Consider the following 14,984-nt stretch of genomic DNA (forward strand, 5'->3'; position numbering starts at 1 on the left):
CCCCAAACCCCCTGCAAAAGGGTCTTATCTGTAGGTACACAAGTTTTCGGTTTACCTGCTTTTTAATTAATTAGGGTAAATTCTGGTGTAGAGACGTTGCATTGCAACGTCTCTACCATTGTCAGCTAACTTTTTTACCTACAACAAAAATTGCTGGTACATCTAACCAAATTCCTTTATCTGTCGCCAATTCCCTAACTTCTGCTAAATGCTCAGTTTTAAACTGTGCTAATTTTTCTGGCGCAATTTGCGAAACGGAATGACGAAAACCTGTATTCCACACAATATCCCACCAATCGTCTACATTTTGAAGATAGTAGCCTAATTGCTCAGTACGAATTTCAACGGCTTCAGGGCGAAAACCTGCCTGCTGCATCAAATCCTGGCATTTTTGTATAGTATTCAATCTTTGAAACCCTCTAGATGGTGGCAATATAACGCCGTAATTATTTTGAATCCGATTTGCATACATTTCGCGCATCGGATTAAAAGCGGTTTCGCCAAAACTAGAAAATGCTACTACACCACCGGGTTTAGTGACTCGCAGCCATTCTTGCAACCCCGCCTGCATATCGGGTAAAAAAAAGATTCCTGAAGCGCAAATTACTTTATCAAAACTCTCGTCCTCAAAGCTCAGATTCTCCGCATCTCCCAGCTGCAACTGAATATTATCTAAAATAGCTTTGGTAATATTTTGCTGTGCTACTTCCAACATATCGGGAGATAAATCAATGCCAATTACTCGACCATTAGTACCGACAATCGGCGAAATTGCGATCGCACTATGACCCGTCCCTGTGGCTACATCTAATATAGTTTCCTGACTTCTAATTGCGGCTATTTCTACTAATCTCCTCGCAGTCATTGCTAAAAAACGCACTGCTTGGCGAGCATAGCCCACCGATGCTAAATTAAACCCTGCTGCTACTTTCTGTTTGTGTTCTTTCGCTGTGCTGTCTTGAGTCATAGTTTTTTAACTAAATTTGTTTAGGAGTGCGATAGCGCAAGCGCGCACGCAGGGCTTCGCAAGTCTTTGTAAAAAATATTGCAGTTTGTAACTATCTTTGTATCCCTATACACTATTCCTCTAGACTGATGGGAGATTAAAAATCTTGGGATAACAAGCTATATGCAAATCCTAAACTTGGGTTGGCACAATCTGCTAATGATTTTTTCTTTCGGTGCGTGTATTATTGGTCTTTTACTACTTATAGATACTAAGTCTGACAAATTGAACGAGCTAGAAGAAAGCGAACAAATTTTGTTTAGAATGACTTTTAGTTACTGGATGCTTTACTGCGTCTGCGTTGGACTGCAAAAGATCGGTTTACCAGAAGGTGAAATTGTCCTAATGAGTGTAAACATTACGGCGGCTTTATCTTACTTTTTAACCTTTGCTTGCGTGTTGTGCTTGCCCCTGCATCGGTTGTCAGTCAAGCAAGTTGAGCAATAGTAGATAACTTCGCGCCTTCAATAAAAAAGGTCAAAGAGATAATGACTATCTTTGACCTTTTTGTTTATTCGAGCATTTGTCAAACTTTGATAACAAACTAAATACTAAATACTTAATGTCATGATTTCATGACACTTTGATCCCAAAAAGCCCGATCAATACGTATATATGCCTAAAGAAACTGCGAAAAGTGTTGATCCCAGCGATGGTTTACTGCTAAATATTAAATAACAGAGCGATCCCCACGCTCTAAAAGCACCTCTTGATAAAGTTGCAAGGAAGTCAGGTAACTAAAACTTGAATATACCCAAACAGCAAATAGCAAAGGTGTAACCTTTTAATAAATGGGCGTAACCTAGTTTTTAACCCAAGGCTACGCAATAAAAAGAGTTCCATCCCTAAAAAAATGATTCACTGCTCAAACTACCGGAGAACAAGTCATGGCAAAAGAACGCCCCCCTCTAGAGGAGATGACATTGCGCCAACTACGCAAAGTCGCAAGTGAATGTAGAATTTCTCGTTATAGCCGAATGCGTAAATCGCAACTGCTGGCAGCCATAGAACAAGTCCAGCGCCCAAAATCTGTAATCTCATCTCAACCCCTGGAGGCACAAGAAACGGTGGAAGCAGCAAAATTTGAATTAGGTACAGAAGATCAAATTGGTGCTTCTATCTCCAATGTAGACGAAGGACTTGCCGAATTGCCTGCGGGCTACGGTGAAAGCCGAATTGTACTTATGCCCCGCGATCCTCAATGGGCTTACACTTACTGGGATATTCCCAGCGATCGCAAAGAAGAAATGCGCCGCCAAGGTGGACAGCAATTAGCATTGCGGATTTATGATGTTACCGACATCAGCTTAGAATCCCAAAGCCCCCACAGCATTCAAGAATACCCCAGCGACGAACTAGCAAGAGAATGGTACTTGCCGATTCCGGTAAGCGATCGCGATTATGTGGTAGACATTGGCTATCGTTGCGCCGATGGTCGTTGGCTAGTTTTAGCTCGTTCTATTCCCGTCCGCGTTCCCCCGGTGTATCCTAGCGATTGGATCGAAGATCAATTCATTACCGTTGATTTTGAAGCAGATTTGCGCGGTACAACTGTACTTGAATTAGTCACTCCGGCTAAACGCATGGCTGACACGGCTACCGCTACAAGTCAACAAGCGGCGGCGGCTGAAGCTTACGGCAACCCAATTTACGATGATATTTTTGGCATGGCTCAAGGCGTAGAAGCTCAAAGGGTTGCAGGTTCGCTCTTTGGCTCGATGCAGCAAGCCCCCATGCACGAACAAGCTATTAGTTCTTATGTATTCCCTTCCGGCGTGGGTATGTGGGCAGTACCTACCGCTTCTGGCTTAACATTATCTGGCGCGGGAATGTCTGGCGCGGGAATGTCTGGCATTGGCATGGGTGCAATTCGTCCACGTCAGTTTTGGTTAGTTGCAGATGCAGAATTGATTGTTTACGGTGCAACCGAGCCTGATGCTACAGTCACTATTGGCGGCCGTCCGATTAAGCTCAATCCTGATGGTACTTTCCGCTATCAAATGTCTTTCCAAGATGGTTTGGTTGATTACCCAATTATGGCGGTAGCTGTAGATGGAGAGCAAACGCGCTCGATTCATATGAAGTTCAATCGTGAAACTCCATCGCGTCATACCAATACAAAAGCCGATGCTGTACCAGAATGGTTAAGCTAGTTAATAATTTATAATTGAAAAAGCCCTGACCTAGCGTTAGGGTTTTTTTGTAACTATTTCTTGCGTAGGACTAATCCAGAAATAATTGCTGATTTTTTGAGGAAAAACCCACCCAACGATACAAGTGACTTAGGCAATTATTAATTAACATTTATGGATATCAATTGTTTTTTGGCAGTCTATCATGTATAAAATTATACTAAGCAAGCTGGAGAAAACTGGTTTAATAATTAGCTAAATCACATTAAATATATGACACCCCAAGAAATTGCAAGTACGTTAACACAACTATTTGAGAAAACACCTGTTACAACGATCGCTCCTGGTTCGTGGCAAATAGAGCAACAAAATTTACGCTTACTGGTATTGTTATCAGAAGATCACTCATGGCTAAGGATTTTAGTGCCAATTATCTCCGCCCAAGTAGCAAAGCCATTTTTGGAGCAGTTTTTAGAGTCTAATTTTGATGATACTCAAGAAGTTCGCTACGCCCTGCATCAAGGGGTAGTATGGGGCATATATCAGCATAGCCGCGAAAGTTTGCACAGCAGCGATTTAATTAATGCGATCGCGCGGTTGGTAGATTTACATCAAACAGGGGTTACAGGAGTATTTAATCAATTAGTCGAAAGTCGTATTGGTCAAATTGTCCAAACTGCCAAGCAGCAAGGGCAATCTTTAGAAACTACCTTGCAAACTTTAGACCGTTTTTATGAAGAAGGTATATTAGGCGATCTTGAACAAGGGGCAGAATCAAGGGAGCAAGCTTTAAAATCCTGGCGACGACAATTAGAGCGGATGTGGACAGAAAAATAGAATTTATATGGATATTGTAGAAAACCTTACTGCCGATTATCAAAGGTTCCCAGCCAATCAGACTTATAGCCTTTATGCCCAAGATGTGTTTTTTCAAGACCCATTGAACAAGTTTCGCGGTATAAAAAAATACAAAGCGATGATTGGCTTTATCAATACTTTTTTTATTGCCCCAAAAATGGACTTGCAGGCAATTAATCGAGTGGGAGACACAATTAAAATGGAGTGGGTGTTGAGTTGGAATACGCCTCTACCTTGGAAACCTCGCATTGCAATTCCGGGTTGGAGTGAACTCAAAATTAACGCTGATGGCTTGATTGCTTCCCATATTGACTATTGGAATTGCTCCCGTTTTGATGTAGTGAAGCAACATTTTTTTAGTAAGTAAATAGGAAGCTAAATATTTGCTTAAGTATGGTGATAATTGCCATTTTCTGCCAAAGCTGTGTAGAAGTGCGATCGCATTTCCATCATTACGGCAGTAAAAAACACAGATTCCAACTGCAACTCTGGGCTATCCTAAATAGATTAGAAATAAGCCATCAATTAAGCAGATATGAAGCTGGCAGCAAGAGTAGGTGAGGTAACGCCGTCAATAACTTTAGAAATCGCCGCTAAAGCAAAGGCGATGAAGGCGGAGGGAGTTGAGGTTTATAGCTTTAGCGCTGGAGAACCGGATTTTGACACTCCAGAACATATTAAAGCCGCCGCCAAAAAAGCCTTAGATGAAGGCAAAACTAAGTATGGCGCGGCGGCGGGAGAACCAGCATTAAGAAATGCGATCGCCCAAAAGTTGAAAACAGACAATAATCTCGACTACCAAGCCGAAAATATCATTGTCACTAATGGCGGTAAACATAGCTTGTTTAACCTCATGATGGCGCTGATAGAGGCAGGAGACGAGGTAATTATCCCCGCTCCCTACTGGCTAAGTTATCCCGAAATGGTCAAACTAGCCGCCGGAACACCAGTTATTGTCAATACGGCGGCTACGGGTTATAAAATCACTCCAGAACAGTTAGATGGGGCAATTACACCCAAAACTAAGTTACTTATCCTCAATTCTCCTTCTAACCCCACTGGCGTTGTGTATACACCATCGGAGATTGAGGCAATAGCGGAAGTTGTAGTAAGACGAGATATTTTAGTTGTTTCTGATGAGATTTACGAGAAAATTATCTACGATGGGGTGCAGCATATTAGTATTGCCTCTTTAGGTAAAGAAATAGGCGATCGCACTATTATTAGTAGTGGGTTTGCTAAAGCCTATGCTATGACTGGTTGGCGGGTTGGCTACTTGGCAGCATCGGCAGAAATAATCAAAGCTGTAAGTACAATTCAAGGACATAGTACGTCAAACGTCTGTACTTTTGCTCAGTATGGCGCGATTTCGGCGTTGGAGAGTTCCCAAGATTGCGTTGAACAAATGCGTCAAGCTTTTATAGAACGTCGTCAGGTAATGTTAAATCGCCTTAATGATATTCCTGAACTTGTTTGCGCTAAACCCGATGGGGCTTTTTATATGTTCGTCAATATCAGCAAAACAGGGTTAAATTCTTTAGAGTTTTGCAAAGCATTATTGGAAACTCAGCAAGTGGCGGCAATTCCTGGAGTCGCTTTTGGCGCAGACGATCATGTGCGTTTATCTTATGCTACCGACAGAACTTCCATTGAAAAAGGTATGGATAGGTTAGATAAGTTTGTTAGTAGTTTGCGTTAAGAAAAAATGCTCAAATCTACTGGCGGTACAATTGCGGCTGGAAATCAAAAAACAGCCGCCGCAGGAATTGAAATGTTGCAACTAGGCGGTAATGCTTTTGATGCGGCGGTGGCGGCGGTTTTAGCATCCTTTGTAACTGAGTCTACCTTAACATCGGCGGCGGGCGGCGGTTTTCTACTCGCTCATACTCAAGCTAACAAAAATATTTTATTTGACTTTTTCTCCCAAACTCCCCGCGCCAAAAAGCTGCAATCTAAGCTCGATTTTTATCCTGTTGATATCAACTTTGGCGATGCGATTCAAGAGTTTCATATTGGCTTGGGTGCGATCGCTGTACCAGGAAATATTGGCGGGATTTTTCATGTACATCAAAGGTTAGGTAGATTACCTTTTAAAGTGGTTGCAGAACCCGCTATTCACTATGGAAATAATGGCGTAAAAGTAGAGGATTTTCAACATTACTCTGCAAGTATTCTCAAACCGATTATTTTTGCTGATCCAGAAATGAAAAGTGTGTACGCACCAAGGGGAGAACTGCTTAAAACTGGCGAAACTTTTTTTATGAAAGATTTTGCTAATACTTTAGCTTACTTGGTAGAAGCAGGCGTACAAGAATTTTATCAAGGTGAAATTGCCCATCAATTAGTAAAAGATTGTCAAGAATTTGGGGGTTATTTAAGTTTAGAAGACTTGAAAAACTACCAAGTTATCGAGAGAGAACCATTAATCATCAACTACAGAAACAATCTGCTTTTAACTAATCCATCTCCTAGTTCTGGCGGTATATTAATCGCTTTTGCTTTAGAATTACTAGCAAAAATAGATTTAACTGATGTTGAATTTGGTACGCCCAATCATTTACAAATACTCATAGAAGTAATGCGTTTAACAAATACTGCTAGAAAGGAGCGAGAAAATGTTGAAGAAAGCTTTTTAAATGACGAACATATCAATCAATACCAACAGCAATTAGTTAAATCTGTAAATAAGTGGGGAAGCACAACTCATATAAGTGTTATTGATGCAGAAGGCAATGCTGCAAGTACCACCACTTCTCACGGTGAAGGTTGCGGTTATGTAATTCCTGGTACAGGTATAATGATGAATAATATGTTGGGAGAAGAAGATTTGAATCCCTACGGATTTCATCAATGGCAAGAAAATGTCCGGATTTCTTCGATGATGTCTCCAACGATTGTACTTAAAAATAATCAGCCAGAAATTGCTTTAGGATCTGGTGGATCTAACCGCATTAGAACAGCTATTTTACAAGTGATATCTAATATAATTGATTTTAAAATGCCCGTAGAATTAGCTGTAAATAGTCCTCGGATTCACTGGGAAAATAATGTACTAAATATAGAACCAGGGTTAAGTCAGAAAGTAGCAAACTTAGAAAACGATCGCGTTATTTTATGGAATCAGCAAAATATGTTTTTTGGTGGAGTGCATACAGCGATGGAACTTGAAGGTATTATTACGGGTGCTGGCGATCGCCGCCGCAATGGTGCGATCGCATCTCTATAAAAACTTACTTCAGTTTCTCGTAAGCCGCCAAAATAATTCTCTCGGTTTCTGCCCAATTAATGCACTTATCTGTTACAGAAACGCCATATTTTAGCTGATGTAAATCGCTAGGAATCGATTGGCTACCTTCGGATAAGTTAGATTCTAACATCATGCCAACTACAGAAGTGTTGCCTTCTAAAACTTGCTGAATTACATTTTCAAACACACCAGATTGTAACTTGTAATCTTTATTTGAATTGCCATGACTGCAATCAATGACAATTCTCGGCGGTAAATTTGCTTGCTTTAATTTTTCTTCAGCATCTTTAACACTTTCCGCTTCAAAATTAGGTTTACTACCACCACGTAAGATAATATGACCGTAGGCATTACCTTTAGTTTTAAAACTACTTACTTGCCCTTTATGATTAATTCCTAAAAAATTGTGCGGACTTTTTGCCGATTCTAAAGCATTTAAAGCTACTTTAATATTACCATCTGTACCATTTTTAAAACCTACAGGCATAGACAACCCGCTTGCCATTTCTCGATGGGTTTGCGACTCAGTGGTACGCGCTCCAATAGCTGACCAGGAGATTAATTCACCAATGTATTGAGGTATAATCGGATCGAGGGCTTCTGTAGCGGTTGGTAAGCCTAATTCTGCAAGTTTTATTAGCAATCTTCGCGCTGTCAACAAGCCTTTCTCAATTTGAAAAGAATCATCCAAATCGGGATCGTTAATTAATCCTTTCCAGCCTACGGTTGTACGTGGTTTTTCAAAATAGACTCTCATAATTATCAAGAGTTTGTCTGCAACTTTATCTGCTAAAAGCTTAAGTTTGTGGGCGTATTCTTCCGCAGCTTTTGGATCATGGATAGAACAGGGACCTACTACTATAAATTTTCTGCTATCTTGAAATTCTAATATTTTCTCAATTTCTTGCCTAAATTTCAAAATATCTTTTTCTAGATGATCTTCTATCGGCAAAATCTTTCTAAGTTGTTCGGGCGTAATCAAAGTATGAGAATTTTCAATGTGAGTATTAGATAAATGATTGTGCATTGTGAGTAATTCCTGACTTTTGGGTAAAGTGCGATCGCAATACTATTATTTTAGAGATTGGCGAAATGATAAAAGCTTAAGTACATGAAAAAAATATGGAGGTTTAATTAAATATTTTCGGATGTTCTATTTTAACGCAATCAACTAGGGCGAATCTTAAAGCTTTGCGTAACTCCGGGGTTGCAGTGACAGCAGTATTTTAGAGCTTAGCCTAACCTCTGCTGGTTATTGTCGCCATTTCTGGCAAAAACTGCTTCTCAACCCTTTGACAGATTTTCTACCTATCCATTGAGATTGAATTGCTTGGCTACAATCCGCGCTAATTTTCGACAACCAACTCTTTGTAGTTTTCCTTTTGCCAAAACATAATATTGAATTAGCCTGTCATTTTGGGGTAAATTTGGCATGAATTTAAGTAGATAATGGCAATTTTGTTCACCAGTAGTGGAAAATCTGCACCACTGCTACGGTTTGTTACCTTTCTTTAATTTAACAGTTTTGTTGCGGTGATGCGATCGCAATTGATTTTAGTCAGTAAATTCTATTAAATTTTAAAATATGTTTATTAACCTAGCTATTCAAAAAATATTTTTTTTAGTTACCTGATTAGGTTATTAATATTTATTAGCACTTAGTTTTATAGAATAATTTATGCTTATACCACCACTAAATACAACTACTATTTGGGCTATTCTAGACGATAAGATAGATGATAAAACAGTTAATCAGCTAGTCTGGCATTATTTAGGGTATGAATACGATTATCAAACAGAAACTTGGCGCAATGATAAAGTAAGTTCTGATTGGCGCGATGAATATTCCGAACCACCAGATTTTCTAGAAAGCCGCCCAGCCACTGTAAAACTAACTCGTTCTATTCCTCCAGAAAACAAACAGTTATTAAAAGAAGAACTAGGTTTTAAAGGTTATAAAATAGGAGAATTTACCCCTAGACATACTCGCCGCGCTACGGTGGCGAATTGGTTATTGAGTTATTTAAAAATCCGTAAATAAGCTTATAAACTATTAATACATTCTGGAGTGTTATTTTTAGGGTTATTAACTTTTGTGCTAACAGTGTAGCTAGTCATTAGAGCGGCTTGGTAGGGGCGCAAAAGCTGCTGTAGTTGTGGTTGTTGCGCCTCAGAATCTAACCAAAGTTCGTAGTCTTTTGATTCTAGAATTACAGGCATTCGGTCATGAATAGGGCGGAGTAAATCGTTAGCTTCAGTAGTTAATACAGTACAAGAATTAATAATGTCTTCATCGGGTGACTTCCACTGCTCCCACAATCCTGCAAAAGCAAATAGTTGTGAGTTTTGCAGACGAAAATAATAAGGTTGCTTTTGCTTTTCTTGACGTTGCCATTCATAGAAACCATCAGCAACTATTAAACACCGCCGCCGCTTAAAAGCAGCTTTGAAAGAGGGTTTTTCGCTTACGGTTTCTGCTCTAGCATTAATTAGTTTTGCGCCAATTTTAGCATCTTTTGCCCAAGAAGGAATCAAACCCCAACGCAACATTTGCAATTGTTTTTCCCCTCCCGGCGCAGATAATATCGATGGAATTAGCTGAGTAGGAGCAATGTTGTAACGCGGTTCTAGAGGAGGGATTTGGGCGATATTAAACGCAGATGCGATCGCATCAGTTGGCTGACTTAAGGTAAATCTTCCACACATAAAATTTCCAGTTACTAGGTATTAAATATTAGTCTTCATTGCAACGGTTTTTCCTCCCCTATTTGATATAAAGGCGCAGGTTGTTCGTGAATATGCGCTTCAATGGGCTTAACTTTGGCAATAAAAGCAACCAGATCCTTATAGCTAGGTGGTTGAGCATTGGGAATATACCCTGCTTGCTGGGCTATTTCTGGTACGGCTTGATTCATCGCTTGCTGGATTAAATTAAGCTGATTGCGCTCAATATCGCGACTAATTAAAACTGCTCCCGATGGAATGCTTTGACTGGCGTGTAAAATCCTCATTTGCGTCGGTAGAAACTCAGAGCGATAGCGATCAAATTCATCTTTAGACAAAGCTCCCGCCGCTACCTTACCTTTGGCAATCAATTCTAAGATAGTTCTAGGGGTTGGCGCAATTTGGACTTGTGCCAGAGTGATACCGTACAGATTGTATAGCGGTAAATAATAGCCAGTTACAGAACCCGGTTGTCCTAGAGCGACAGTCTTACCATTTAGATCGGTTAATTTTTTAATATTACTAGCTTTTAAAACAACCAAAACCGAGCGGCGATTATTGATACCTTGAAGCGGAAATAATGGTGAATATTGGGCTTGAGTTGCGATCGCAGCTAACCCAGGCGGTGCAAATACTAAAGACCAAGCCCGATTTTGAACTTGCTGTACTGCTTTAACTTCGTTATATACGGGTTCTAATTCAATTATCGCTTTAGTTCGACTTTGCAGATAATTAATAAAATTTTGGTATTGCTCGACAGAGCGTACCCCTTCTCCGTAGGCAACTACGCCAATAATTAGTCTTCCTAACTGTTCGGTTTTAGATCCAAATTGCTTACAACCAGCTAATAACAGGATAACTTGAGTTAAAAACAAACGGCGTGAAGTCATATCCAGCTAAATATAAAAAGCATTGGGGGAATAAGAAACTTAAAAGTAGAGTTTTTTAACCAAGATTTTTTTAATTGCTGTCAAGGTTTAAACTTTTTTCTTTAACTTTGAATAAACTTAAGTGATTTAGACTATTGCTACAAGTGCATTTTCCTACTTTCTCCCTTTGGCTGGTAAAATGATGTACATCCTGGTGCGACAATAGGTTTTGCTCAAAGTGTCTCATCACAGCTTAGTTTAAGAAGCGATGCTTAAGAACTTTCAACTGGGTCAAAAATTTAATATATTATTGGTAACAATTTTTGCGATCGCGGTAATTGTTAGCGGCGTAGCTTTTTCAGCTATTTTAAGTCGTAATACCGAGCAGCAGGTAAGCGCCAAAGCCACCCTATTACTCCAAACAATGCTATCGGTACGGCAGTACACTCTCGATCAAGTTGCGCCAGAATTAACGCCGCGATTGGATACAGAAACAGAATTTTTACCTCAAACCGTTCCGGGATATTCGGCGCGGGAAGTCTTTGAAGACTTGCGGAAAAACCCAGAATACAACAACTTTTTCTACAAAGAAGCAACCCTCAATCCTACTAACTTGCGCGATCAAGCTGATAGTTTTGAAACAAATTTAGTCAAGAATTTTAAAACCAATTCGGCGCTCAAAGAGATGACTGGCTATCGCCCAAGTCCGGCGGGGGACTTATTTTATATTGCTCGCCCAATTGCGATCGCCAAAGAAAGCTGTCTGCGCTGCCACAGCACTCCAGAAGCGGCTCCTAAAAGTCTGCTAACAACCTATGGTAGTGCTAATGGCTTTGGTTGGAAATTGAACGATATTGTTGGCGCTCAAGTAATTTCTATCCCTGCAAGCCTAGTGACTAATAGTACCCAGCATGACTTTTTCTTATTGATGGGAATTATTGCGACGGCTTTTGCTGCCATTTTTTTATTAGTCAACCTTTTACTTAAATATACCGTCATTCGCCCGCTCAATTTGATGGCAAAGGTTGCAAATGAGGTAAGTCTGGGCAATATGCAGGTAGATTTTGAGCGAGTAACAAATGATGAAATTGGCAAGCTGGCGGCGGCATTTAACCGCCTCAAGACTAGCTTAGTCATGGCGATGAATATGCTAGAGCGAGAATAAAAGCTAATAACTCTTACTTATTTATTGTTTAAAGTTTGGCGAAATGCTTGCCTAGATTGGGCGTTAGGCAAATGCTCGGCTAAAGCCTCAATAAATTGAGCGCGAGACATATTTGGTTGACGGGTTAAAGCTCTCTGCACGATTAAGGAGGAAATAGGGCCAATGATTTTTGCTATTTCTCCCTCACAGCATTTAATAAAACTAGCATCAAGCTCTAAATTAGCTTGGTTAGCAGAGACGGGAGGTATAGTAGTCTTGGATGCCACCACTGGAAAATTGCCTGATGGTTGGTTAGGCAGATTTTTGAGCAAGAGAGCGATTTGTTGTCGAAACTGCGAAGTATCTTGCTCCGGTACATGATCTAACAATAGATCCACAAACTCTTTCTGCGTTGTTGCCCGTTCTATTACTTGTTTGAGTAAAATTAAAGCCATTGGGCCGATAGTACGAGTTAAAAGCTGCTCTAATTGTTTTTTCAGTTCGCCAGATAAATTTTTAAATTTAGTTGAACTACTGGCGCTGTAGTTACTTTGCGTTGTAGTTGCAATCTGCTTGCTCGTGTCGAGTTGTTGAGCAGTGATTAATTTTGGCGTACTAGCTAGATTGTGGCGCTCGATTAGTGGCTCAATAGCTTCTAAAGCCGCGATCGCATTTTCGTAGCGCTGGCGGTAGTCATAACGTACCATGCGATCTAAAACTGCTGTTAATTCTGGACTAATTGGGGTTTCTTTGCTAAACAAAGCACAAGTAACTTCACCATTTAAAGACTCTTGGACTAGATCTTTAGGATTTCTACCGCTCAATGATTGAATACACACCATGCCTACCGCATAGATATCGCTGCTAAAGTGGGGTCTAAAAGCTTGTTGTTCGCTAGGCATATAGCCAGGAGAACCTATAGCTATGGTCATGCTTGTTTGTCCGTGAGCGTTAATTGTTCTTGTTGCGACCTCTTTAACGGCTCCAAAATCAATCAACACAATTTTATTATCTTTGCTGCGTCTAATTAAGTTAGCCGGCTTAATGTCGCGATGAATTACAGACTGGGTGTGGACAAATGCTAATACGTGCAAAATACTGTGTAATAGAGCAATGGTTGCCGTTTCGTCTAACTTCTTACCAACTTTGAGTTCTCGATTTAGCGGTTCGCCATCGATAAATTCTTGCACTAAATAGAACTCCTTTTCTTGCTGAAAATGAGCAAGCAAGCGGGGAATTTGATCGTGTCCGCTCAACTGGTATAAAACTTGAGCTTCCCTGTCGAATAAGCGTTTCGATATCTTCAGCGTTTCTGGGTCGCTAACTTTAGGTTGGAGTTGTTTAACTACGCATATTGGGTTCCCAGGTAAATGACAATCTCTGGCTAAATATGTCTTACCAAATCCACCACAACTAAGATATTTGACGATTTGATAATGACCCGCTAGCATTACTTCCATCGCCTTGTTTCACTCTCTAAGTAATATACTTAATAATAAATCGAAGTTTGCTTCTAGAGTTCGCTTGTTATTTAACGATTGCATATTTTTAACAATTGAGCTACCCAAAAATTAATCAAGACGTTGCAGTAAGTGTACACAACACTAACTAATAATAACTTCAAGGGTAATTGGTATATTTCCGGTGAAAGTTATGCTAATTTTGATTGCGAATCTTAAAGCTAGTGCGATAGCGCAAGCGCGCACGCAGGGCTTCGCATTTAGTGGCATTAACACAAATCTTTGACTATCTTTTTACTTGAGAATATATGCTGCGATTGTATGATTTTTTACCTTCTGGCAACTGCTACAAAATCCGTCTTTTATTAACCCAGTTAGGTATTCGCTTTGAAAAAATAGAAGTAAATATTCTTAAAGGTGAAAGTAGAACTACAGAATTTTTAGCCAAAAATCCTAACGGTAGAATACCAGTATTAGAACTTGAATCTGGGCAATTTTTGGCTGAATCGAATGCTATTATTTTTTATCTCAGCGAAGGAACTAAGTTTTTACCACAAGATCGTTTGTTACGCGCTCAAGTGTTGCAATGGTTATTTTTTGAGCAGTACAGCCACGAACCTTTTATAGCTACTTCTAGATTTTGGATTTCTTACTTAGGTAAAGCCGAAGAGTATAAGGAAGCACTAGAGCAAAAACGCGCTCCTGGTTATGCTGCTCTTGCAGTAATGGAAAATCATTTACAGCAACATAGTTTCTTCGTAGGGGAACAGTACAGTATTGCGGATATTGGTTTATTTGCTTATACTCACGTTGCTCATGAAGGAAACTTTGATTTAACAAAATTCTCTGCTATTCAAGCATGGATAAAAAGAGTTGAATCTCAACCCCTACATATCAGTATCGATAGTTAGGTTAATATTAAATTTTTGTATCAATTATTACTAGCTTCTGGCGAGATGATAAACCTAATTTAATCGTAATTCTAGATTTTGGTACAGCAAACTTTTTAGCGAGTAATTTAATTAATTCTGTGTTTGCCTTGCCATCAACCGGAGGCGATTTTAAGCTTATAGTTAGGCTTCCGTCTGCTTCTTCTATAATTTTTTTTGTTGAGAATTTGGCTTAACCTTAATACTTTTTTGCATTACTTTCATCTAATTTTTTCAACCACAACCAACCTAAAATACAACCTATAGCGTAATGCGGAAAATCCCACCACGAAAAGGTAGTACCTAGTAGTAATCTACCTACAAGCGTAGAACGTATTTGTTCTAATAGGGGTGGATGCCATAATTGTAAAATTTCAAGCACGCAAGTAATAACAAAAACTCCTAAAGAAATTTTGATAATTACTGTCCGACCTTTTATTAGTAAATAAGCAAATAAACACCAGAAAACTTCATAAAATATTGCTGCTCCAGAATTATTAAACCACTCTTGACCCAACCCATTGTAAAACTTGAAAAAAAAGCCCATCCCGGTAACGATGAGCAGTGAAATAATGATATTTAGTTGCTTTTTTTGGGTAAATGTCATACAAAAGG

17 protein-coding genes are annotated in these 14,984 nt (G+C 39.6%); 9 read left to right on the forward strand and 8 right to left on the reverse strand.

Annotated features, from left to right (window positions below; all coding sequences use genetic code 11):
* Positions 1–121: 121 nt before the first annotated feature.
* Positions 122–967, reverse strand: a complete 846-nt coding sequence (locus C7B70_RS19750; RefSeq protein ID WP_106370709.1) for a class I SAM-dependent methyltransferase — start codon at positions 965–967, stop codon at positions 122–124.
* Positions 968–1,129: 162 nt separating this feature from the next.
* Between C7B70_RS19750 and C7B70_RS19755 the strand changes: the two genes are divergently transcribed.
* The 6 genes from C7B70_RS19755 (at position 1,130) to ggt (ending at position 7,222) form a co-directional block, all read left to right on the forward strand.
* Entirely contained in the window at positions 1,130–1,453 is a 324-nt protein-coding gene (locus tag C7B70_RS19755) for a hypothetical protein (RefSeq protein WP_106370710.1), read from the forward strand.
* Positions 1,454–1,893: 440 nt separating this feature from the next.
* On the forward strand, positions 1,894–3,159 hold the full coding sequence (locus tag C7B70_RS19760; RefSeq protein ID WP_106370711.1) for a DUF4912 domain-containing protein: 1,266 nt from the start codon (positions 1,894–1,896) through the stop codon (positions 3,157–3,159).
* A 252-nt stretch (positions 3,160–3,411) separates the two neighbouring features.
* Entirely contained in the window at positions 3,412–3,975 is a 564-nt protein-coding gene (locus C7B70_RS19765; protein WP_106370712.1) for a hypothetical protein, read from the forward strand.
* A gap of 7 nt (positions 3,976–3,982) precedes the next feature.
* Positions 3,983–4,363 (forward strand): DUF2358 domain-containing protein, encoded by a 381-nt coding sequence (locus C7B70_RS19770; protein WP_106370713.1) that lies wholly within the window; start codon positions 3,983–3,985, stop codon positions 4,361–4,363.
* Positions 4,364–4,531: 168 nt separating this feature from the next.
* Positions 4,532–5,695: a pyridoxal phosphate-dependent aminotransferase gene (locus C7B70_RS19775; protein WP_106370714.1), complete on the forward strand. Its 1,164-nt coding sequence runs from the start codon at positions 4,532–4,534 to the stop codon at positions 5,693–5,695.
* Between the two features lie 6 nt (positions 5,696–5,701).
* Positions 5,702–7,222, forward strand: a complete 1,521-nt coding sequence (gene ggt, locus C7B70_RS19780) for a gamma-glutamyltransferase (protein ID WP_106370715.1) — start codon at positions 5,702–5,704, stop codon at positions 7,220–7,222.
* Positions 7,223–7,226: 4 nt separating this feature from the next.
* Here the strand turns inward: ggt and C7B70_RS19785 are convergent, their stop codons facing one another.
* Both C7B70_RS19785 and C7B70_RS28450 read right to left on the reverse strand, forming a co-directional pair.
* Positions 7,227–8,270: a 3-deoxy-7-phosphoheptulonate synthase gene (locus tag C7B70_RS19785; RefSeq protein ID WP_106370716.1), complete on the reverse strand. Its 1,044-nt coding sequence runs from the start codon at positions 8,268–8,270 to the stop codon at positions 7,227–7,229.
* A 281-nt stretch (positions 8,271–8,551) separates the two neighbouring features.
* Positions 8,552–8,677: a hypothetical protein gene (locus C7B70_RS28450; RefSeq protein ID WP_255409356.1), complete on the reverse strand. Its 126-nt coding sequence runs from the start codon at positions 8,675–8,677 to the stop codon at positions 8,552–8,554.
* A gap of 244 nt (positions 8,678–8,921) precedes the next feature.
* Here C7B70_RS28450 and C7B70_RS19790 point away from each other — a divergent pair, with 244 nt between their 5' ends.
* Positions 8,922–9,284, forward strand: a complete 363-nt coding sequence (locus C7B70_RS19790; protein WP_106370717.1) for a DUF1823 family protein — start codon at positions 8,922–8,924, stop codon at positions 9,282–9,284.
* Between the two features lie 2 nt (positions 9,285–9,286).
* On the opposite strand, the gene C7B70_RS19795 is transcribed toward C7B70_RS19790, so the two are convergent.
* Together C7B70_RS19795 and C7B70_RS19800 are read right to left on the reverse strand one after the other, a co-directional pair.
* Positions 9,287–9,949 carry an SOS response-associated peptidase gene (locus tag C7B70_RS19795; RefSeq protein ID WP_106370718.1) on the reverse strand — a complete coding sequence of 221 codons (663 nt, stop codon included), beginning with the start codon at positions 9,947–9,949 and terminating at the stop codon, positions 9,287–9,289.
* A gap of 35 nt (positions 9,950–9,984) precedes the next feature.
* Positions 9,985–10,857 carry a phosphate/phosphite/phosphonate ABC transporter substrate-binding protein gene (locus C7B70_RS19800; RefSeq protein WP_106370719.1) on the reverse strand — a complete coding sequence of 291 codons (873 nt, stop codon included), beginning with the start codon at positions 10,855–10,857 and terminating at the stop codon, positions 9,985–9,987.
* A 247-nt stretch (positions 10,858–11,104) separates the two neighbouring features.
* Between C7B70_RS19800 and C7B70_RS19805 the strand changes: the two genes are divergently transcribed.
* On the forward strand, positions 11,105–12,001 hold the full coding sequence (locus C7B70_RS19805) for a DUF3365 domain-containing protein (protein WP_106370720.1): 897 nt from the start codon (positions 11,105–11,107) through the stop codon (positions 11,999–12,001).
* Between the two features lie 17 nt (positions 12,002–12,018).
* Here the strand turns inward: C7B70_RS19805 and C7B70_RS19810 are convergent, their stop codons facing one another.
* Positions 12,019–13,440: a serine/threonine-protein kinase gene (locus C7B70_RS19810; RefSeq protein ID WP_106370721.1), complete on the reverse strand. Its 1,422-nt coding sequence runs from the start codon at positions 13,438–13,440 to the stop codon at positions 12,019–12,021.
* Positions 13,441–13,748: 308 nt separating this feature from the next.
* Here C7B70_RS19810 and C7B70_RS19815 point away from each other — a divergent pair, with 308 nt between their 5' ends.
* The gene (locus C7B70_RS19815; RefSeq protein WP_106370722.1) at positions 13,749–14,351 is read left to right on the forward strand and encodes a glutathione S-transferase family protein; all 603 of its coding nucleotides are present in this window, start codon (positions 13,749–13,751) and stop codon (positions 14,349–14,351) included.
* Positions 14,352–14,358: 7 nt separating this feature from the next.
* Here C7B70_RS19815 and C7B70_RS19820 read toward each other — a convergent pair whose 3' ends face one another.
* Both C7B70_RS19820 and C7B70_RS19825 read right to left on the reverse strand, forming a co-directional pair.
* Positions 14,359–14,541 (reverse strand): DUF167 domain-containing protein, encoded by a 183-nt coding sequence (locus C7B70_RS19820; protein ID WP_339376756.1) that lies wholly within the window; start codon positions 14,539–14,541, stop codon positions 14,359–14,361.
* Positions 14,542–14,568: 27 nt separating this feature from the next.
* Positions 14,569–14,976: a DUF2809 domain-containing protein gene (locus tag C7B70_RS19825; protein WP_106370736.1), complete on the reverse strand. Its 408-nt coding sequence runs from the start codon at positions 14,974–14,976 to the stop codon at positions 14,569–14,571.
* Positions 14,977–14,984: the final 8 nt, after the last annotated feature.

Origin of the sequence: Chlorogloea sp. CCALA 695 (assembly GCF_003003885.1) — a bacterium.
Classification (GTDB): Bacteria; Cyanobacteriota; Cyanobacteriia; order Cyanobacteriales; family Chroococcidiopsidaceae; genus Aliterella.

What these genes read in the sequence shown, in the direction of transcription:
- C7B70_RS19810 (WP_106370721.1), bottom strand. Translation starts at nt 13,440, where the DNA reads ATGGAAGTAATGCTAGCGGGTCATTATCAAATCGTCAAATATCTTAGT.
- C7B70_RS19790 (WP_106370717.1), top strand. Translation starts at nt 8,922, where the DNA reads ATGCTTATACCACCACTAAATACAACTACTATTTGGGCTATTCTAGAC.
- C7B70_RS19805 (WP_106370720.1), top strand. Translation starts at nt 11,105, where the DNA reads ATGCTTAAGAACTTTCAACTGGGTCAAAAATTTAATATATTATTGGTA.
- C7B70_RS19795 (WP_106370718.1), bottom strand. Translation starts at nt 9,949, where the DNA reads ATGTGTGGAAGATTTACCTTAAGTCAGCCAACTGATGCGATCGCATCT.
- C7B70_RS19750 (WP_106370709.1), bottom strand. Translation starts at nt 967, where the DNA reads ATGACTCAAGACAGCACAGCGAAAGAACACAAACAGAAAGTAGCAGCA.
- C7B70_RS19765 (WP_106370712.1), top strand. Translation starts at nt 3,412, where the DNA reads ATGACACCCCAAGAAATTGCAAGTACGTTAACACAACTATTTGAGAAA.
- C7B70_RS19760 (WP_106370711.1), top strand. Translation starts at nt 1,894, where the DNA reads ATGGCAAAAGAACGCCCCCCTCTAGAGGAGATGACATTGCGCCAACTA.
- ggt (WP_106370715.1), top strand. Translation starts at nt 5,702, where the DNA reads ATGCTCAAATCTACTGGCGGTACAATTGCGGCTGGAAATCAAAAAACA.
- C7B70_RS19800 (WP_106370719.1), bottom strand. Translation starts at nt 10,857, where the DNA reads ATGACTTCACGCCGTTTGTTTTTAACTCAAGTTATCCTGTTATTAGCT.
- C7B70_RS19755 (WP_106370710.1), top strand. Translation starts at nt 1,130, where the DNA reads ATGCAAATCCTAAACTTGGGTTGGCACAATCTGCTAATGATTTTTTCT.
- C7B70_RS19785 (WP_106370716.1), bottom strand. Translation starts at nt 8,270, where the DNA reads ATGCACAATCATTTATCTAATACTCACATTGAAAATTCTCATACTTTG.
- C7B70_RS19825 (WP_106370736.1), bottom strand. Translation starts at nt 14,976, where the DNA reads ATGACATTTACCCAAAAAAAGCAACTAAATATCATTATTTCACTGCTC.
- C7B70_RS28450 (WP_255409356.1), bottom strand. Translation starts at nt 8,677, where the DNA reads ATGCCAAATTTACCCCAAAATGACAGGCTAATTCAATATTATGTTTTG.
- C7B70_RS19815 (WP_106370722.1), top strand. Translation starts at nt 13,749, where the DNA reads ATGCTGCGATTGTATGATTTTTTACCTTCTGGCAACTGCTACAAAATC.
- C7B70_RS19775 (WP_106370714.1), top strand. Translation starts at nt 4,532, where the DNA reads ATGAAGCTGGCAGCAAGAGTAGGTGAGGTAACGCCGTCAATAACTTTA.
- C7B70_RS19770 (WP_106370713.1), top strand. Translation starts at nt 3,983, where the DNA reads ATGGATATTGTAGAAAACCTTACTGCCGATTATCAAAGGTTCCCAGCC.